Annotated in this window: 18 protein-coding genes; 7 read left to right on the top strand and 11 right to left on the bottom strand. The window is 54.6% G+C overall.

Translation table 11 applies throughout. The features are described 5' to 3' along the window. The first annotated feature begins 28 nt into the window (after positions 1–28). Both FHD02_RS10440 and FHD02_RS10435 read left to right on the top strand, forming a co-directional pair. Positions 29–1,252 carry a phosphoadenosine phosphosulfate reductase gene (locus FHD02_RS10440; RefSeq protein ID WP_137370888.1) on the top strand — a complete coding sequence of 408 codons (1,224 nt, stop codon included), beginning with the start codon at positions 29–31 and terminating at the stop codon, positions 1,250–1,252. After that, the gene (locus FHD02_RS10435; RefSeq protein WP_137370889.1) at positions 1,237–1,854 is read left to right on the top strand and encodes a ParB/RepB/Spo0J family partition protein; all 618 of its coding nucleotides are present in this window, start codon (positions 1,237–1,239) and stop codon (positions 1,852–1,854) included. The genes FHD02_RS10440 and FHD02_RS10435 overlap by 16 nt, the downstream gene beginning before the upstream one ends. Here FHD02_RS10435 and FHD02_RS10430 read toward each other — a convergent pair whose 3' ends face one another. After that, positions 1,855–3,015 (bottom strand): pyridoxal phosphate-dependent aminotransferase, encoded by a 1,161-nt coding sequence (locus FHD02_RS10430; protein WP_079225047.1) that lies wholly within the window; start codon positions 3,013–3,015, stop codon positions 1,855–1,857. It lies immediately after the preceding gene. Positions 3,016–3,147: 132 nt separating this feature from the next. Here FHD02_RS10430 and FHD02_RS10425 point away from each other — a divergent pair, with 132 nt between their 5' ends. Next, entirely contained in the window at positions 3,148–4,236 is a 1,089-nt protein-coding gene (locus tag FHD02_RS10425) for an oxidoreductase (protein WP_042309859.1), read from the top strand. A gap of 127 nt (positions 4,237–4,363) precedes the next feature. On the opposite strand, the gene FHD02_RS10420 is transcribed toward FHD02_RS10425, so the two are convergent. From FHD02_RS10420 to entC, 7 genes are all read right to left on the bottom strand, one after another. Further along, positions 4,364–4,561: a YbdD/YjiX family protein gene (locus FHD02_RS10420; protein ID WP_003022064.1), complete on the bottom strand. Its 198-nt coding sequence runs from the start codon at positions 4,559–4,561 to the stop codon at positions 4,364–4,366. Between the two features lie 64 nt (positions 4,562–4,625). After that, positions 4,626–6,731: a pyruvate/proton symporter CstA gene (gene cstA / locus FHD02_RS10415; RefSeq protein WP_006685575.1), complete on the bottom strand. Its 2,106-nt coding sequence runs from the start codon at positions 6,729–6,731 to the stop codon at positions 4,626–4,628. A 184-nt stretch (positions 6,732–6,915) separates the two neighbouring features. Beyond that, positions 6,916–7,329, bottom strand: coding sequence for a proofreading thioesterase EntH (gene entH / locus FHD02_RS10410; RefSeq protein ID WP_042310169.1), 414 nt, complete (start codon positions 7,327–7,329; stop codon positions 6,916–6,918). Between the two features lie 2 nt (positions 7,330–7,331). Further along, positions 7,332–8,087, bottom strand: coding sequence for a 2,3-dihydro-2,3-dihydroxybenzoate dehydrogenase EntA (entA, locus tag FHD02_RS10405; protein ID WP_137370890.1), 756 nt, complete (start codon positions 8,085–8,087; stop codon positions 7,332–7,334). Further along, positions 8,087–8,944: an isochorismatase gene (locus FHD02_RS10400; protein WP_137360480.1), complete on the bottom strand. Its 858-nt coding sequence runs from the start codon at positions 8,942–8,944 to the stop codon at positions 8,087–8,089. Before FHD02_RS10400 ends, entA begins: the two co-directional genes overlap by 1 nt. 13 nt (positions 8,945–8,957) lie before the next feature. Further along, the gene (entE, locus tag FHD02_RS10395; protein ID WP_137360541.1) at positions 8,958–10,568 is read right to left on the bottom strand and encodes a (2,3-dihydroxybenzoyl)adenylate synthase EntE; all 1,611 of its coding nucleotides are present in this window, start codon (positions 10,566–10,568) and stop codon (positions 8,958–8,960) included. A gap of 9 nt (positions 10,569–10,577) precedes the next feature. Beyond that, on the bottom strand, positions 10,578–11,753 hold the full coding sequence (gene entC / locus FHD02_RS10390) for an isochorismate synthase EntC (protein ID WP_137360479.1): 1,176 nt from the start codon (positions 11,751–11,753) through the stop codon (positions 10,578–10,580). A gap of 187 nt (positions 11,754–11,940) precedes the next feature. Here entC and fepB point away from each other — a divergent pair, with 187 nt between their 5' ends. Beyond that, complete coding sequence (gene fepB, locus FHD02_RS10385; RefSeq protein ID WP_137360478.1) at positions 11,941–12,897, top strand: Fe2+-enterobactin ABC transporter substrate-binding protein; 957 nt, start codon at positions 11,941–11,943, stop codon at positions 12,895–12,897. Positions 12,898–12,936: 39 nt separating this feature from the next. Here fepB and entS read toward each other — a convergent pair whose 3' ends face one another. After that, on the bottom strand, positions 12,937–14,172 hold the full coding sequence (gene entS, locus FHD02_RS10380) for an enterobactin transporter EntS (RefSeq protein ID WP_137360477.1): 1,236 nt from the start codon (positions 14,170–14,172) through the stop codon (positions 12,937–12,939). Positions 14,173–14,281: 109 nt separating this feature from the next. Between entS and fepD the strand changes: the two genes are divergently transcribed. Genes fepD through fepC form a run of 3 tightly spaced genes read left to right on the top strand, consistent with a single transcriptional unit; the run spans position 14,282 to position 17,072 of the window. After that, positions 14,282–15,289 (top strand): Fe(3+)-siderophore ABC transporter permease, encoded by a 1,008-nt coding sequence (gene fepD / locus FHD02_RS10375; RefSeq protein WP_137360476.1) that lies wholly within the window; start codon positions 14,282–14,284, stop codon positions 15,287–15,289. Further along, complete coding sequence (gene fepG, locus FHD02_RS10370) at positions 15,286–16,278, top strand: iron-enterobactin ABC transporter permease (protein ID WP_200007445.1); 993 nt, start codon at positions 15,286–15,288, stop codon at positions 16,276–16,278. The genes fepD and fepG overlap by 4 nt, the downstream gene beginning before the upstream one ends. Beyond that, positions 16,275–17,072, top strand: a complete 798-nt coding sequence (gene fepC, locus FHD02_RS10365; RefSeq protein ID WP_137360475.1) for an iron-enterobactin ABC transporter ATP-binding protein — start codon at positions 16,275–16,277, stop codon at positions 17,070–17,072. Before fepG ends, fepC begins: the two co-directional genes overlap by 4 nt. Before the next feature lie 45 nt (positions 17,073–17,117). Here fepC and wzz(fepE) read toward each other — a convergent pair whose 3' ends face one another. After that, positions 17,118–18,251, bottom strand: coding sequence for an LPS O-antigen length regulator Wzz(fepE) (gene wzz(fepE), locus FHD02_RS10360; protein ID WP_137360474.1), 1,134 nt, complete (start codon positions 18,249–18,251; stop codon positions 17,118–17,120). Positions 18,252–18,333: 82 nt separating this feature from the next. Further along, the coding region (locus FHD02_RS24385) for a hypothetical protein (RefSeq protein WP_039391442.1) at positions 18,334–18,423 on the bottom strand (90 nt) is incomplete at its 5' end.

Genomic DNA, 18,423 nt, shown 5'->3' with positions numbered 1-18,423 from the left:
TCATTTATTATTTCAATATGGACTTGCTATGTCTGTTTACAAAATCCCGCTTGGACAAAATGTTCTGGAAGCGTCCCTGGAACGCATTGCCTGGACTCTGGAAGCCCTGCCTCGCGTATGCGTGTCATTTTCAGGAGGAAAAGATTCCGGTCTTATGCTACATCTTACGGCCACCTTTGCCCGCCAGTTACATAAAAAAATTAGCGTACTATTTATTGACTGGGAAGCTCAGTTTTCTTGCACCATCGACTATGTTCAAACATTGAGAGAGCATTATTCTGACGTTATTGAAAAATTTTATTGGGTTGCATTACCTCTAACCACGCAAAACTCACTTTCACAATATCAACCCGAATGGCAGTGCTGGGAGCCGAATATACAGTGGGTTCGTCAGCCGCCGACCGATGCCATTACCGACCCTAATTTCTTTTCTTTCTATCAGCCCGGCATGACCTTTGAACAATTTGTTCGCGAGTTTGCTGACTGGTTTTCAGAAAAACGACCAGCCGCGATGATGGTCGGCATTCGCGCGGACGAGTCCTATAACCGCTTTGTGGCCATCGCCAACTCGCGTAAGCAACGTTTTGCCGATGACAAGCCGTGGACGACGGCAGCGCCAGGTGGACACACCTGGTATATTTATCCGTTATATGACTGGAAAACAGCCGATATCTGGACATGGTTTGCAAAGACAAAAATGCCATGCAATCCCTTGTATAACCTGATGTATCAGGCCGGGGTTCCAACACGATATATGCGTATTTGCGAGCCCTTTGGACCGGAACAACGCCAGGGGCTGTGGCTGTACCATGTCATTGAGCCACAGCGATGGGCGGCTATGTGCGCCCGCGTCAGCGGCGTTAAAAGCGGCGGGATTTACGCCGGTCATGACAACCATTTTTATGGCCATAGGAAAATACTCAAGCCTGAACATTTAAGCTGGCAAGAGTACGCCATGCTGCTATTAAATAGCATGCCAGAAAAGACTGCAGAGCATTACCGCAACAAAATCGCCGTCTATATACAGTGGTATAAGAAAAAAGGTATGGACAATATCCCGGAAAGCCAGGAAAGCGATATTGGTTCCAGGGATATCCCCTCATGGAGAAGGATCTGCAAAGTACTCCTGAATAATGATTACTGGTGTCGAGCACTTTCGTTCAGCCCCACAAAAACGAAAAACTACCAGCGATATACTGAACGAATGAAAACCAAACGCCAGGAATGGGGGATCTTATGCAGCAACGACTAACTCAGGAACTCACGGACTTTCTTTCTGGTTTGCCAGAAAAAGATAGAATTGAAGCCATTAATGAATTCAGAATGGCAATCCACAGCGTCAGTCCATTTCGTGAAGAACCAGTAGATTGCGTGTTATGGATTAAAAGCGATCACATTTCGCCCAATGATTACAATCCTAATAACGTTGCGCCGCCGGAGAAGAAGCTGCTGTTGAAATCCATCGAAGCGGATGGCTTCACCCAGCCGATTGTCGTGGTTCACTCAACGGAAGAAGAGTATGAAATCATCGATGGCTTTCACCGCCATGAATTAGGTAAAAACAAAGCATCGCTAAAACCGCGCTTAAAAGGCTATCTGCCCGTCACCTGCCTGCAACGCAATCGTCATGAGCGTATGGCGGCGACAATCCGCCACAACCGCGCTCGCGGACGCCACCAAATCCACGCCATGTCGGAAATCGTACGTGAATTATCGCAACTGGGCTGGAGTGAAGAAAAAATCGCTAAAGAACTCGGCATGGATAACGACGAAGTATTGCGACTGAAACAAATCAACGGCCTGCAGGAGTTATTTGCCGACCGTCGGTTTTCCAAAGCCTGGACAGTGAAATAATTACAGCGAAACCAGACGCTCTGCGGCTGCTAACAGCGTCGATTCTTGCTTGGCAAAACATAGGCGGATCAGCTTATGCGGGAAAGGATCGGCGCAGAACACCGACAGCGGTATCGCCGCAACGCCCACTTCTTTAGTTAACCACTGACAAAACTCAACGTCATTAAGCGTTGAGACTGCACTGTAATCGACCAGCAGAAAGTACGTCCCCTCACACGGCAGAATTTCCAGTCGACTGTCGCGTAACGCATTCACCAGTACATCACGCTTTTTCTGATAAAACGTGGGCAGCTCGCGGTAGTGTATTGGGTCCTCCCGCAGCATATCCGCCAGCGCCAGCTGAGCCGGCGTGTTGACTGAGAACGTCAGGTACTGATGGATTTTGCGTAGCTCGGCGCTAATGGCGGCGGGTGCAACGCAATAGCCAACTTTCCAGCCGGTCATATGATACGTTTTACCGAATGATGAAACGGCAACAGCGCGTTCCCGTAGCTGCGGATGAGCCAGCACGCTCGCATGTCCATGAGCGGCAAAGCAGATATGCTCATAAACTTCGTCGCTGATAACAAAAATCTCACGCTCTTTAATCGCCTGCCATAACGCATCAAAATCAGTGCGCTGCCAGACGGTCGCAGATGGGTTATGCGGTGTATTGAGGATCACTAACCGGGTACGCTCGCTGAGCAACGTGGCAAATTCCTGCCAGTCCACACGAAATAACGGCGGTTGCAGCGCAATACGTTTCACCACGCCGCCGGATAACGCCACCGCAGGCGCATAGCTGTCGTAGCTCGGATCAAAACAGATCACTTCATCACCAGGCCGCACCAGCGCCGTAATCGCTGCATACAATGCTTCTGTGGCCCCAGCCGTGACGGTGATCTCACTTGTCGCGTCGGGCTTATAGCCGTACAACTCCGCTGTTTTATCGGCAATGGCTTCGCGCAGCGGCTGCACGCCCGTCATCGGCGCATACTGGTTAGCGCCATGCGCAACATGATATGCCAGACGTTCCTGCAAGAAATGTGGACCGTCAAAATCAGGAAATCCCTGCGAGAGGTTAATGGCCTGATGCTGCTGCGCTAGCGCGCTCATCTGCGTGAAGATTGTGGTGCCCAGATTAGGCAGTTTACTTTGCACAATCAGCGGGTTATTACTCATTATTGTTATCCCAGAGAGTGATGTTGTTGTTGAAGCCACTATAGCACGATGCTAGTATTTGGCAATCAAGACGTTCAGACGTCTATATAAATATAACCTGCCAGGACAGGACAGCCAAAAGGACAACACAACATGAGTAATACCGAGATTCGCGTCGTCACCGGCCCGGCCAACTATTTTTCCCATCCCGGCAGTTTGTCGAGACTCAACGATTTTTTCACAACCGACCAACTCTCACGCGCTGTCTGGGTTTACGGTGAGCGCGCCATCGATGCGGCCCGCCCTTATCTGCCAGAGGCTTTTCATCTTGCCGAGGCTAAGCGCCTACTGTTTACGGGACATTGCAGCGAAACCGATGTTGCTCAACTGGCAAAAGAATCGGGAGATGATCGCAGCATCGTGATTGGCGTGGGCGGCGGTACACTGCTCGATACGGCTAAAGCGCTGGCTCGCCGCCTTGATTTACCTTTCGTGGCGATCCCGACCATTGCCGCCACCTGTGCGGCCTGGACGCCGCTTTCCGTCTGGTACAACGATGCCGGTCAGGCTCTGCATTTCGAAATATTCGACGATGCCAATTTTTTGGTGCTGGTTGAGCCACGAATCATACTCAACGCGCCTGAAGAGTATTTACTGGCCGGTATTGGCGATACGCTGGCGAAATGGTATGAGGCAGTGGTGCTGGCTCCGCAGCCAGAAACGTTACCTCTGACCGTACGTCTGGGCATCAACGGCGCGCTGGCCATCCGCGACGTCCTGCTGGAAAGCAGCGAGCAGGCGCTGGCAGATAAGCAGCGTGGTGAACTAACCCAGGCGTTTTGCGACGTGGTGGATGCGATTATAGCCGGCGGCGGCATGGTTGGTGGTCTGGGCGAGCGCTACACCCGTGTGGCGGCGGCACACTCGGTCCATAACGGTCTGACCGTCCTCCCGCAAACGGAGAAGTTTCTCCATGGCACCAAAGTGGCGTATGGCATTCTGGTGCAGAGCGCATTACTTGGGCAAGATGATGTTCTGGCGCAACTTGTCACCGCTTATCAGCGCTTCAATCTCCCCACCAGGCTGGCCCAGTTAGACGTGGATATCGCAAATCGCGCTGAGATCGATAAGGTGATTGCGCATACCCTGCGCCCGGTGGAATCTATTCATGCGCTGCCGGTAACGTTAACGCCAGATACCCTGCGCGCAGCATTTGAGAAAGTAGAATCGTTGACGGTGTGACTATGGTGCAGGTTGCCTGATGACGGCTTCGCCTTATCAGGTCAACGACGACTAATTATAACGGCAAATGCTCACAATAATTCGAAGAGTTGTAGGCCGGATAAGCGTCAGCGCATCCGGCAAAAAATTAACAGCACTTCGCGCCGCCTTTCCCCCCATAGCGCGCATCCTGCCGCTCGCGGAAAAACTCTTCGTAGGTCATTGGCGTCTGGTCCGGGTGCGTGACACGCATATGCTCAACATAGTTGTCGTAATCCGGCACACCGATCATCAAGCGGGCGGTTTGCCCTAAATACTTCCCGGCTTTAGCGAGTGTTTCAAACATAGTGATTCCCTGGCGTACAAACGCCCTCCCTGTTCAGGGGAGGGCTATGTTGGTTAAGAGAATATTAATGCGCGCCTTTCGCCTGCGCCACGATCTCTTCGACATTCTCAGGCATCGGTTCGTACGGCGTTTCTTTCGACGTCGGTTTGTCCTCTTTCAGTGCTGCCAGCGCAGTTTTAATCGAGAACAGACCCAGCACCACGACGACCACCATGAAGAATATGGTAAGACCCGCATCCAGACGGTTGTTAAACACCAGTTGCGTCAGCTGCGACTGGGTGTATTGCGCCGGAATATTACCGCTGTCGATCATCGCCTGGAACTTGTTGGCGATAGCCAGGAAGCCAATTTTCGCATCCGGGCTAAACGCTTTCTGCCAGCCCGCAGTCAGAGTACAAATCAGCAGCCAGGCCGTTGGCACCAGCGCTACCCATGCGTAGCGCTGACGTTTCATCTTGAACAGCACCACCGCACAGAGCATCAATGCCATACCGGCCAGCATCTGGTTGGCGATACCAAACAACGGCCACAGGGTGTTGATACCGCCCAGCGGATCCACCACGCCCTGGTGTAAGAAGTAACCCCAGGCCAGTACGCACAGCGCTGTAGCCAGCAGGTTCGCAGGCAGTGAATCGGTACGTTTCAGGCTCGGTGATACCACGCCCAACAGATCCTGCAGCATAAAGCGTGCGGCGCGTGTACCGGCGTCAACCGCCGTCAGAATAAACAGGGCTTCAAACAGAATGGCAAAGTGATACCAGAACGCCACATCCATCATGCCGCCCAGCGCACCATGCAGAATATACGCCATCCCAACGGCCAGCGTCGGCGCACCGCCTGCGCGGGAAATTATGGATTGTTCGCCGACTTCATTGGCGATTTGATGCAAGGTGTCTGGGGTAATAGCAAAGCCCCAACTGCTGACCACCTGCGCCGCAGAAGCCACGACATCCGCCGTACCCGCCGGAGCCAACACCGCCATCGGGCTGTTCATCGCGAAGTACACGCCTGGATCGATGATGCACGCGGAAACCAGCGCCATAATGGCGACAAAGGATTCCATTAACATTCCGCCATAGCCGATAAAACAGGCCTGCCCTTCGTTCGCCAGCATCTTCGGCGTGGTACCGGAAGAGATCAGCGCGTGGAAGCCAGATACCGCACCACAGGCAATGGTAATAAACAGGAACGGGAACAGGTTACCGGTCCAGACCGGGCCAGTACCGTCAACAAACTTGGTCAGCGCAGGCATGGTCAGCGTCGGACGCATGATCAGAATACCCACCGCCAGACCAACAATGGTGCCGATCTTCAGGAAGGTAGAGAGATAATCACGCGGGGCCAGCAACAGCCATACTGGCAGCACGGCAGCGACAAAGCCGTAACCCACCAGCATCCACGTCAGTTGTACGCCGGTAAAGTCAAAATACGGTGCCCAGGTCGGACTTTCGGCCACCCAACCGCCGGAAATAATGGCAAACACCAGGAATACCAGACCGATGACCGACACTTCGCCAATGCGGCCCGGACGCAAATAACGCAGGTAGATCCCCATAAAGATCGCCAGCGGAATGGTAAATGCGACGGTGTAGGTTCCCCACGGACTGTGAGTCAGCGCTTTCACGACGATCATCGCCAGTACCGCGAGGATAATCACCATGATCATAAAACAGGCTACCAGCGCAATAACGCCCGCCGTTGGGCCCATTTCTTCTTTCACCAGTTCGCCAAGGGAACGACCATCGCGACGGGTAGAAACAAACAGTACCATGAAGTCCTGCACTGCCCCCGCAAGTACCACCCCGGCAAGCAGCCAGATCATCCCCGGCAAATAACCCATTTGTGCCGCCAGCACCGGTCCGACTAACGGACCCGCCCCGGCAATCGCCGCAAAATGGTGACCGAACAGCACTTTTTTATCGGTAGGAACATAATCCAGACCGTCGTTATGGCGCACGGCTGGCGTCATACGCGTTGGGTCCAGCGCCAGCACATTTTTCGCAATGTACAGGCCATAGAAACGGTAAGCGATAAGGTAGACACAGACCGACGCCACGACTATCCACAACGCGTTGATCTGTTCACCACGGTTTAATGCGATATAGCCGAGGGCAAATGCTCCCATAACGGAGAGCACTGTCCAGACGAGGTACTTCCCTGATTTATTCATATTGATTATCCGTTGTCCAGGTCAGAGAGATGTTACATTTTGTTTCTATAACATCTTTTCTGAATTTAACAACATGACAACCATGCAAACCCGAAGTATCACTGAATTTTTACATTGCAGTGTTAACTAGATCACTTCATTTACCTGTTAACCCTGCAATTTCATTTTACTTTGCCGGGCGACTTCACCCCATCACCGCAGTACCTAATCGGCAGGTACAACAGCGTCGTCCTTGCTCATCAAAGATAACGATTTCCCAGCTTTGGTTCTGCCGTCCAAGATGCAATGGCTGGCAAACACCGCGCACTTTGCCCTGTGAAACCGCCCGATGGTGCGTGGCGTTCAGTTCTGTACCGACCACACACTGCCCGTCGCGGGTCATCAGATAACCCGCCATTGAACCCAACGTTTCGGCCAGTGCCGCCGACGCGCCACCGTGCAGCAAACCAAACGGCTGATGCGTGCGGGTATCAACCGGCATTTCGGCCTCCAGCACATCATCGCCCAGCCGGGTATAAAGGATGCCTAAGTGCGCGACCATGGTGTTGCGGCTGGTGGCATTTAATTCGTCCAGCGTGAGATGGCGTTTCCAGATCATCATCATGCTCCCAGCGTTGAGCCGCCATCCACCACGATATCCTGTAGCGTAATGTGGCTGGCAAGGTCGGAGGCGAGGAATAAAATGGTGTTGGCGATCTCCTGTGGACGGGCGATTTTCCCCAACGGGATACCAAGCTTAAACTGCTCGCCAAACCCGCGAATACGCTGCTGTTCCGCGTCATCACTGACCCATAACGTGCGCTGCATGTCAGTATCGGTCGAGCCTGGCGAAACCACATTACAGCGCACACCGCTGCCCGCCAGTTCCAGCCCGACGGTGAGCGCCAGGCTTTTTAGCGCAGCTTTTGACGCTCCATAAGAGCTCATGCCGATACGCGGCGTGTGCGCCGCATCCGACGCCACGGTCACGATCGCCCCGCCCTGCTGACGACGAAACTGCGCCATCGTCTGCTGAAACAGATTGAACGCGCCGCCAACGTTAACGGCAAACGTCTGCTGCCACTCCTCAGCGCTCAGTGCGTCAGTGGCCCCCATGCGCAGAATACCGGCGGCATTGACCAACACATCCAGCCGCTCGCACGCTTTAAGGACGCGCTGGCACACCTCAGCCACCTGTCCGGCATCGGCCACATCCAGCACTTCGGTCGCAAACGGGTAATTATCCTGAGGAAATTCACGATCGAAGCCAGTCACCTGCGCACCTGCTTTCACAAATGCCAGTGCCGTAGTGTAACCAATGCCTTTTCCCGCGCCGGTTACCCAGACAGTTTTCCCTGCAAACTCAAATCCGGCCATCAGTTCACCTCGCGGGAGAGCAACTTCCACCAGGCGTCTATGGTCGGATTTTTCGCCAGCATCACGAAATCAATATCGCCATGAACTTTACGCCAGCGTGCCGCCAGCGCCATCATGCGCACGGAATCCAGCCCGTAGTCGATCAGGTTTTCGTCATCCATTGGCTCCTCGGACTCATCCAACAACGGCAGAATAACGCTGCGCAGCGCCTCTTTACTCGCCGGGACCGGCGTCGGCAAAAGTTCCTGGGTCATCACCACCCGACCGGAGCGTCCGGCCACATATTTCAGCGACATTAGATGTTCATCACGGCTGAAGTCCGCCAGCGCATCGGCGACCATAAACGGCTTGATATCGCGCATAAAAGCGTCCGTCGCAGTGGTCATGCAGCCAATATGAGCATACACACCGGTAATAATCAGTTGATTACGTCCGGTTTCCTTGAGCATCTGCTCCAGCGGAGATCGATGAAATGCGCTATAACGCCATTTCACCAGAATGGTATCCGCTTCATCCGGCGCCAGCGCCTCAACGATCTTTTGTTGTTCCGGGGAACGCGTCAGGCCCGGTCCCCACATATCATTGAGCAGAGCGCGATCTTCATCACTCTGTTCTTTCGGCTGAGCGGTGTAATACACCGGAATGTTATGCTCTTTGCAGTACTGGCGCAGCGCGGCGATGTTCGCGATGACCTGCTCCATCATCGGGCAGTTATCGCCCCAAAAGCCGATAAAATAATCCTGCATGTCGTGGATCAGCAGAGCAGCGCGTTCAGGGTCAAATACCCAGTCGACTTTGTTCACCGGAACATCGAGCGCCGTTGGTAGCGCATAAGCCTGCAGTTTAGGAATTGCCATTTCTATTTCTCCTTCAGGCCAGTGAACGTGATGCCAGCCACTGACGTAATTGTTTTTTATCCACTTTACCGACCGGGGTCAGCGGGAGTGACTCAACGCACTCCACGCGGTCAGGTAATTTGAATTCCGCCACGCCCTGGTCGCGCAGGAAACGGCGCACCTGCACCGCGCGCAGCGGCTCTTTCACCACCAGCCAGGCACAGCTTTTCTCGCCCATCAGTTCGTCATCCATACTGACCAGGGCCGCATGGATCACCAATGGGTGGCGTAACAGCAGATTTTCAATTTCTTCTGCTGCGATCTTCTCGCCACCCCGGTTGATTTGATCCTTTTCACGTCCTTGTACGGTGATATAGCCATCCTGATCGATAGCGATCAGATCGCCGGAGCAGTAAAAACCGTTGGCATCAAAAGCGCTGGCGTTGTGCTCCGGGCTTTTGAAATAACCGCGGAAGGTGTACGGACCACGCGTCATCAGACGTCCGGTCTCTCCCTGGGCTAAGGGGTTGCCGTCAGCGTCTGCTACCCAGACTTCATCATCGGGACACATCGGACGACCCTGGGTATTGATGATGCGCTCAGGACTGTCGTCCAGACGGGTGTAATTCACCAGCCCTTCCGCCATGCCAAAGACCTGCTGCAACTGGCAGCCAATCTCCGCTGGAATACGCGCCGCAAGCGAGGCAGAAAGCCGTGCCCCACCAACCTGCAGCAGCGTCAGCGAAGCCAATTGCGCATTACTCCCCCACTCCGCAATCGCCTGCAGCCACAGACTCACCGCCGGCGGCACCAGCGCCGTGACGTTAACCTGATGCTGTTCAATCAGTGGGAAACACAGGGTTGCGCTCGGGTCAGCCGCCAGTACCACGGTGCCGCCAGCCAGGAACACGCCCAGCGCGCCAGGCGAACTCATGGCGTAGTTATGCGCCGCCGGGATCGCGCACAGATAGCGCGTTTCCCCGGTGAAGCGGCAGATCTCATTACTGCGTCGCACGCTGTAGTAGTAATCGTTATGAGTACGAGGAATAAGCTTTGGCGTGCCGGTGGTACCGCCGGAAAGCTGGAAGTACGCCACCTCATCAGCAGGCGATGGCGTCGCGGTAAAATCAGCCGCAGGCTGGTCTATCGCCGTTTGCAGGTTATGTTCGCCTTCATCATTGCGCAGTTGCACCACGCGCACTGAATTGTGTTCAGCCACAAAGGTATTGAGAAAATCTTCCCCGCTAAACAGCGCATGCTGGCGATCGGCAATCAGCAGCGCCGGTTCAACCTGTTTGGCATAGGCGTTGAGTTCGTTACGCTGATGGCTGAACAGGGCCAGCACCGGAGCGACACCCAGCTTGAGTAACGCAAAGAAGGTGATGTACAGCTCAGCCACATTGCCCAACTGCACCAGCGCGGTTTCGCCAGGTTTGATTCCCTGACGACGCAGGCTGCAGGCGAGATTGTCAGTGGCCTGATTCAGCTGGCGATAGCTCAGATGGCGTTCGCCATCGATTACCGCCGTATGGTCGCTCTCGGCGTGACGGGTCAGAATGTCGGTCAGCGGCAAATCCTGCCAGTAGCCTTTTTCACGATAACGGCGGGCAAACTCCTCCGGCCAACGGGTGAAAGGAATACTCATCATGACTCCTTAATGCAGTCCAAAAACATTCAGCATGGTGGCAAGCTTGGCTCCCGTTTCACGCCATTCCGCAACCGGAGAAGATGCAGGCACAATTCCGGCGCCGGCAAAGAAACGAACCTGATTACGCAGCAGCTTCGCGCAGCGGATCGTCACCACCCATTCGCCGTTGCCTTCGGCATCACACCAGCCGACAATGCCGCCGAACAGTTCGCGATCGAACGGCTCCAGCTCGGCGATCAGCTTGCGCGCAACCTGATGCGGGAAACCGCTCAGCGCAGGCGTCGGATGCAACAGGCACGCCAGCGTCAGCGCGTTTTCCTCTGCGTTGGCTTTACCTTCAAACGGCGTACCGAGATGCCAGAGCGTAGGCGTAGTGACCAGTTGCGGAGAGGAAGGTAGTTGCAGTTCACTGCTGCGATCGCGCAATACCGTTTTCATCGCCTGCGTCACCAGGTCGTGCTCATGGCGGTCCTTCTCAGACGCCAGCAGGCGGATCCCTGCTTCGCGATCCAGCACATCATCAGGCTGACGACGCGCCGAACCGGCCAGCGGCAGCGAGCTAAAACGATCGCCCTCTTTGCGTAACAGCAGTTCCGGGCTGGCGCCAATCAATACGCCACCGTCTTCAATAGGGACATGGAAGTTGTAACTCGCCGGATTTTGCGCCACCAGACGCTCAAGTAACGCCCCACTGTCAATATTGGCATCGGTGGTGATATCGATCAGGCGTGACAACACCACTTTGTCGACTTCCGGGGTTGCCGTCAGCGCCGCCGCCCGGGCAACCATCTCTTCAAAAAAGTCCTGTTCCGGAATCGATTTACGCTCAACGACGTTTAATGACTGATGCCGATTAAAGTAACGTGATGATTGCTGCTTTGCCGTGCGAGAGAAGCTCTGCCACGATTGGGGAATAAACAGCGATGATGGCTGGCGGGTATCGAAAGGAATTGCCCCGACCATGATGGGGTTAGCGATGCCCTGTGATTTGGCATCAGCAAACAGTGCGTGCATTTTGTGTTGGAAAGGGCTGTCTGGCGAATCGCCATCAATTGCCGGTTCCGCATAGCGGGCGAAGCATCCTGACGTCGTAAAACTACGATACGGCGACATAAAGAAAAAAATGTCGGGAGCGAGCGTCGGCATAGTCTGCGTTTTTTCCTCGGCCAGTGACATATCCATATCATCCTCCAAAAATGATAAAGGCTCTAATAATGATTATCATTTATATTTTCGGTCGCTAACCTAAAAGCAAAGCGGCTGTATGTCAACTCTTGTGGCAGCACAATGTGCGACTTTGGCTTGCATCCTTGCTCGCTAACAATGAAAATGAGAAGCATTAACCATACTGATAACAGGAAGCTGATTCGTGAGTCTCCCCTCTTTTTGTCGCACCGTGCTTTTATTGACTGGTGTGTTTATTTCAGGAGTTTCTTTAGGTGACGCCGCCGACTGGCCGCGTCAGATCACCGACAGCCGTGGCACGCATACGCTGGAGCATAAGCCGCAGCGCATTGTCTCCACCAGCGTCACCCTTACCGGCTCGCTGCTGGCGATTGATGCTCCGGTCATCGCCAGCGGCGCCACCACGCCGAACAACCGCATTGGCGATGCGCAGGGCTTTTTACGTCAATGGAGCGATGTGGCCAGGGAACGCAAACTCAGCCGTCTGTACATCGGTGAACCGAGCGCTGAGGCCGTAGCGGCACAAATGCCGGATCTGATTCTAATCAGCGCCACCGGCGGCGACTCCGCCCTCGCGCTATACGATCAGTTGTCCACCATCGCGCCCACGCTTATCATCAACTACGACGACAAAAGCTGGCAGTCGCTGCTGACGCAACTGGGTGAAATTACCGGTCAGGAACAACAGGCAGCAGCGCGTATTGCCGAATTTGATAAGCAACTGCAAGCGGTTAAGCAACGTATCACCCTGCCACCACAGCCGGTCAGCGCGCTGGTCTATACCGCTGCGGCGCACAGTGCCAATCTTTGGACGCCTGAGTCGGCACAGGGCAAGCTGATGGAACAGCTAGGCTTCACGCTGGCGCCGCTACCTGCCGGTTTGCACACCAGCCAGAGCCAGGGCAAACGCCACGATATCATCCAGCTTGGCGGTGAAAATCTGGCGGCAGGCCTGAACGGCGAAGCGCTGTTCCTGTTTGCTGGCGACAGCAAAGATGCCGAAGCCATTTATGCCAATCCGCTTCTGGCGCATCTGCCAGCCGTGCAAAATAAACGTGTTTACGCCCTGGGCACGGAAACCTTCCGTCTCGACTACTACAGCGCGACGCTGCTGTTGCAACGTCTGTCAGCTCTCTTTTAATCGCCAGCGCCGGATGCGGCTAACGCCCTATCCGGCCCGTCAGGCATTCACTGGCATTTGCCGGAATCGACGTAGTTCCCCCAGCAACAGCAGCAGTAGCAGACCAACAATCACCAGCCCAAATCCACTCACGCTTGCCGAGGCGACGGGCGTCATCATCGCCCCCAAACCGCCTAACAGCGCCGCGCCAATCGCATCCCCGGTGACGTTCTGCGCCGTCCACAAACCGTTAATTCGCCCGAGCATCGCTTCTGGCGTTTGCGTCTGTAACAGGGTGTACTGCAACAAAGAACTAACCGCACTTAACCAACCGAACAGCGCCAGGCAGACTACCCCAAGCTCCCAGACCGGCATCAAGCCAAACAGGCCGATAGCCAGGAACGAAGCCACGGTAGAACCCAGCATGATCAGTCCCGGACGAACGCTGTGCGCTAGCTGTCCGCTGGTCAATGCCCCCACCGCCGCGCCAAGAGGAATAGCCGCATACAGCAAACCTATTTGCGCGCTCGACATCTGCCAGTTAATCGCCAGCGCCGGATACAGCACGCGCACGGCGCTCGCCATGGTCAACAAGCCCCCGAGCAACGCAATGCCGCCAATCAGCGGACTGGCGAGCAAAAAGCGAAATGCTGCCAGCAGCGATTTCAGCGGATGCTCGCGCGGCTGCGGCGGTGGAGGTAACGTGGGAAGGCTCAATAGAGGCAGTAAGGTTATGAACGTGCCTGCCGCCGCCAGCCCGTAGTTCCAGGCCACGCCGCCGGTCGCCAGCAGCACTCCGCCAAGCATCGGCGAAATGACCGAACCCAAACGCACCGTCAGCATGGTAATCGCCCCGGCCTGCATCAGGTTTTCCCGCCCGACCAACGCCGGCGTTGCTGCCAGCAAAGCCGTCACGCCCAGCGAGGCAAAGAAACCGTCCCATAAGCCAAGCAGATAAATCGCCAGTAACGACGGTTCGGGTAGCAGCGCATTCAGACACAAACCAATAAAGCCGACGCCACAGGTTCCACGCGCCAACAGGATCACCTTTTTACGCTCATAGCGGTCGGCCAGTACGCCACCAACCATCAGGCCAATAAACATCGCGCTGCCGGTCAACGTCACCGACAAACCGACTTGCCAGGTCGACTGGGTCATCATCTGGATCTGTACCGGAACCGCCACACCGAGTAGCCCCAAAGAGACAATGGAAATAAAACGAGCGAGGAAGACGGCGCGAAATGCAGGGTGGGTCTTTAACAAGCTGAGATTAAGCAGCCAGGATTGTCGATTCATTACAGAGCCTTACCAGGTACTTTTTCAATATCCATTCGATGGCTGCACATGCTAACATATCCAAATAAGATCGATAACGATAATTACTATCATTATCAGGGAAGTTGATATGTCATGCTCTGTTTCCGCGACACGCGCCTTCGCCGTGCCCGGACTATTGTTATTACTTGTACTCACCACGGTATTAAGCCTGGTTATTGGCGCAAAATCGCTACCTGCCTCCGTGGTGCTGGACGCACTCTCCGGCAGTTGCGAAAGCGCGGATTGCACCATCGTGCTGGACGCGCGACTGCCACGCACGCTGGCAGGACTGCTCGCCGGCGGCGCGCTGGGTCTGGCGGGCGCATTAATGCAAACGCTCACGCGTAACCCGCTCGCCGATCCGGGGATCCTTGGCGTTAACTCTGGCGCCAGCTTCGCCATCGTGCTGGGCGCGTCGCTGTTCGGTTTCTCTTCGCCACAGGAACAATTGCTGATGGCTTTTGCCGGGGCGCTGGCCGCCTCGCTGATTGTGGCGTTTACCGGTAGCCAGGGCGGTGGGCAGCTCAGCCCGGTACGACTGACGCTGGCGGGCGTTGCGCTGGGTGCAGTGCTCGAGGGGCTATCCACCGGCATCGCCCTACTCAACCCGGACGTCTACGATCAGTTGCGTTTCTGGCAGGCCGGTTCCCTCGATATCCGCAGCCTGCAAACGCTGAAGGTAGTACTGTTGCCGGTACTGATTGCCGCGGCTGTCGCATTGTTCCTCAGCCGTGCCCTGAATAGCCTGAGTCTCGGCAGTGACACCGCAACCGCGCTTGGCAGTAAAGTCGCTCGCACGCAGTTTATCGGCCTGCTGGCGATCACTGTCCTGTGCGGCAGCGCGACCGCGATTGTTGGTCCTATCGCCTTTATCGGCCTGATGATGCCGCATATGGCGCGCTGGCTGGTAGGCGCCGATCACCGCTGGTCATTGCCCGTCACTCTGCTGGCAACCCCCTCTCTGCTGTTAATTGCCGATATTATCGGTCGTGTGATTGTCCCCGGTGAGCTGCGTGTTTCGGTGGTCAGCGCGTTTATCGGCGCGCCGGTGCTTATCTTTTTGGTACGCCGTAAATCGCGCGGGGGTGGCGCATGATGCATCGCTCACGTCGCCTGATCATCAGCAGCATGCTGCTGGTTGTAGGTTGTCTCGTCGTTGGATTGTGGAGCCTGCGTAGCGGCGTCGTTACGCTGGAAACTCAGCAAATTATTGCCGCTCTGTTCGGCGATGCGCCGCGCAGTATTACGCTGGTGGTCACCGAATGGCGTTTGCCACGCGTGCTCATGGCGCTATTGATTGGCGCAGCACTGGGCGTGAGCGGCGCAATATTTCAGTCGCTGATGCGCAACCCGTTGGGCAGCCCGGATGTGATGGGTTTCAATACCGGAGCCTGGAGCGGTGTACTGGTGGCAATGGTGCTGTTCGGTCAGCATCTCACCGCTATCGCACTGGCGGCTATGCTGGGTGGGATCCTGACTTCACTGGTAGTCTGGGCGCTCGCCTGGCGTAATGGTATCGACACCTTCCGGCTAATAATTATTGGTATTGGCATACGCGCTATGCTGGTGGCGTTCAACACCTGGCTGCTACTGAAAGCATCATTAGAAACCGCGTTAACAGCCGGACTGTGGAACGCCGGATCGCTCAATGGCCTGACCTGGGCCAAGACCTGGCCTTCTGCCCCGCTGATTATTGTGATGCTGGTGTGCGCCACACTGCTGGTGCGCCGGATGCGTTTACTGGAAATGGGTGATGACAGCGCCTGTGCGCTTGGCGTCAGCGTTGAGCGTTCGCGTCTGATGATGATGCTGGTCGCCGTGGTACTGACCGCCGCCGCCACCGCGCTGGCAGGTCCAATTTCCTTTATTGCTCTCGTCGCCCCGCATATTGCGCGTCGACTTAGCGGCACATCCCGCTGGGGATTAACCCTGTCAGCGCTGTGCGGCGCATTGCTGCTGCTGATGGCGGATTTATGCGCCCAACAGCTGTTTATGCCTTATCAGCTTCCGGTGGGTGTGGTCACCGTAAGCCTCGGCGGTATTTATCTTATCGTCTTGTTAATTCAGGAGTCCCGCAAAAAATGATCGAATCAGTTGCCCGTTTGCGCGGCGACCAGTTAACGCTGGGTTATGGCAAGTTTACCGTAGCGGAAAACCTCAATGTGTCGATTCCCGACGGTCACTTTACCGCGATCATTGGGCCAAACGGCTGCGGGAAATCAACGCTACTACGTACACTGAGTCGTCTGATGACACCCGCACACGGCAAGGTTTGGCTCGACGGTGAGCATATTCAGCACTATGCCAGCAAAGAGGTCGCACGCAGAATAGGTTTGCTGGCGCAAAACGCCACCACGCCGGGTGATATTACCGTACAGGAGCTGGTTGCTCGCGGGCGTTACCCACATCAGCCGCTGTTTACCCGCTGGCGGCAAGAAGATGAAATCGCGGTAAACACAGCGATGCAGGCCACAGGGATCACGCATCTGGCAGCGCAAAGTGTAGATACTCTTTCCGGCGGGCAACGTCAGCGCGCATGGATTGCAATGGTGCTGGCGCAGGAAACATCGATTATGTTGCTCGATGAACCCACCACCTGGCTGGATATCAGCCATCAGATTGATCTGCTGGAGCTGCTCAGTGAGCTAAACAGGGAGAAGGGTTACACGCTGGCCGCCGTTCTACACGATCTCAATCAGGCCTGTCGCTACGCCACGCATCTGATTGCGCTTCGTGACGGAAAAATTATTGCCGAGGGGGCACCGGAGGAGATTGTTACTGCGGAGCTTATCGAAAAAATCTATGGATTACGCTGTATGATTATCGACGATCCGGTTGCCGGCACGCCGTTAGTGGTGCCACTAGGGCGCAACAAATAACGAGATTTAACGTATGGCGGCTGCCTGCCGCCATACGCCAATTAATCACACCAGTTGCTGATCAATAAACGTCATTTTTTGCTTACGCGACACCATGGCGTAGTTCAGCAGAACGCCGCCACAAGCCACCATGCCACCCAGTAACGCCGCCAGAATAACGATTATCGATTTAGCCGGACCATCTTTTTTCACGGGCAGTGAAGGTGAAAGCTGATATTTAAACGGCGTAAATTTTACGTCACTCACATTCATCGCTAACAGCTGATCAACGTGATATTGGCGGTTACGTAATTCTCCGTTAATCTCCGCAACATCTGTTACTGATTTTTCTATTTCTAATTTACGCGAGATACCGTCAGCGCCCAGTGAAATAGAGAAATCAGGGTCATCTTTCACCGCCTGGCCATTACTGTAGACCGGCTTTTTAATCCCGGCGGCATTCGCAATTTCCAGGGAGTAGTTGAGCCGCTGGATATTTGCTTCCATCTGGTTTTTGAGCCTGACGCGATCCATCGCCAGTCTTTCTTTCTCATAACTGGTTTTGATGAACAGTTTATTGCGAATATCTTCCAGCGTTTCTTTCACTACAATATCAGAAATATATCGGATATATCCCTGTAGCACAGACTGGGCTTCTTCGGCCTGAGGGGCGGTAAAGCTCAGCGTCCACGCGGTATACAGCGAGGTCTCATTCTTTTTGTCACGGTTGGCGTCAACCGCGGTCATTTTTTCACTGAGCCTGACGATTGCGCGGTGCAGGTCCATTTCGTCAATATCAGCGCCTTTCAATTGATCCATCACATAGGGTGAAGAACGCAGATAAACTTCTAACAATGAAGGCGACTGGAATTTTTTGATAAACAGGTTAAACACATCACCACGGCTAACGCCAATATCCATATCCAGTACGCGCAATTTGGTCAATGTATTCTCGAGGTTCTGCCACTGAACCGGTTCTGCTGGGGTCACGATGGCCTGACTGGTCCATTTTTGCGGCAGCAGGAAAGAGACTAGGATACCCACAAAGGCAAAGGCGAAAACGGTAGCCACAATTTTCGTCCTGGCGCGCCATAAGATTTCGATCAGGTTAACCAAATCTATTTCGTTGGTGTTTACCGTAGGCTGAGGATAGGCAGTAAATTCCGAAACGTTGTCTTGCTTAATATTTAATGATGACATGTTGCGTGACCTGAAAACTTTCCCAAATGAAAAACACTCCCGTGGGAGAAGTCTACCAGCTAAATAGCTGCGCCTAATACCGCTACACTTTTGCCTGGCCATGTTTTCCTCCGGGGAATGGGCTGGCGGTTTCCATAAAATGGCGGACCTTTTTCAGTAACTGCCACATTGA

The organism is Citrobacter sp. EC_71, assembly GCF_019584005.1.
GTDB lineage: Bacteria > Pseudomonadota > Gammaproteobacteria > Enterobacterales > Enterobacteriaceae > Citrobacter > Citrobacter werkmanii.
Note: the sequence above shows the minus strand (reverse complement) of the source record. Positions and strands in the feature narration are given on the sequence as shown.

Excerpts from the sequence above, each read along its gene's own strand:
- entE (WP_137360541.1), bottom strand. The coding sequence starts at position 10,568 with ATGAGTATTCCTTTCACCCGTTGGCCGGAGGAGTTTGCCCGCCGTTAT.
- fepG (WP_200007445.1), top strand. The coding sequence starts at position 15,286 with ATGATGCATCGCTCACGTCGCCTGATCATCAGCAGCATGCTGCTGGTT.
- fepC (WP_137360475.1), top strand. The coding sequence starts at position 16,275 with ATGATCGAATCAGTTGCCCGTTTGCGCGGCGACCAGTTAACGCTGGGT.
- FHD02_RS10435 (WP_137370889.1), top strand. The coding sequence starts at position 1,237 with ATGCAGCAACGACTAACTCAGGAACTCACGGACTTTCTTTCTGGTTTG.
- FHD02_RS10430 (WP_079225047.1), bottom strand. The coding sequence starts at position 3,015 with ATGAGTAATAACCCGCTGATTGTGCAAAGTAAACTGCCTAATCTGGGC.
- FHD02_RS10425 (WP_042309859.1), top strand. The coding sequence starts at position 3,148 with ATGAGTAATACCGAGATTCGCGTCGTCACCGGCCCGGCCAACTATTTT.
- entH (WP_042310169.1), bottom strand. The coding sequence starts at position 7,329 with ATGATCTGGAAACGCCATCTCACGCTGGACGAATTAAATGCCACCAGC.
- entC (WP_137360479.1), bottom strand. The coding sequence starts at position 11,753 with ATGGATATGTCACTGGCCGAGGAAAAAACGCAGACTATGCCGACGCTC.
- FHD02_RS10420 (WP_003022064.1), bottom strand. The coding sequence starts at position 4,561 with ATGTTTGAAACACTCGCTAAAGCCGGGAAGTATTTAGGGCAAACCGCC.
- entA (WP_137370890.1), bottom strand. The coding sequence starts at position 8,087 with ATGGCCGGATTTGAGTTTGCAGGGAAAACTGTCTGGGTAACCGGCGCG.
- FHD02_RS10440 (WP_137370888.1), top strand. The coding sequence starts at position 29 with ATGTCTGTTTACAAAATCCCGCTTGGACAAAATGTTCTGGAAGCGTCC.
- FHD02_RS10400 (WP_137360480.1), bottom strand. The coding sequence starts at position 8,944 with ATGGCAATTCCTAAACTGCAGGCTTATGCGCTACCAACGGCGCTCGAT.
- cstA (WP_006685575.1), bottom strand. The coding sequence starts at position 6,731 with ATGAATAAATCAGGGAAGTACCTCGTCTGGACAGTGCTCTCCGTTATG.
- fepD (WP_137360476.1), top strand. The coding sequence starts at position 14,282 with ATGTCATGCTCTGTTTCCGCGACACGCGCCTTCGCCGTGCCCGGACTA.
- entS (WP_137360477.1), bottom strand. The coding sequence starts at position 14,172 with ATGAATCGACAATCCTGGCTGCTTAATCTCAGCTTGTTAAAGACCCAC.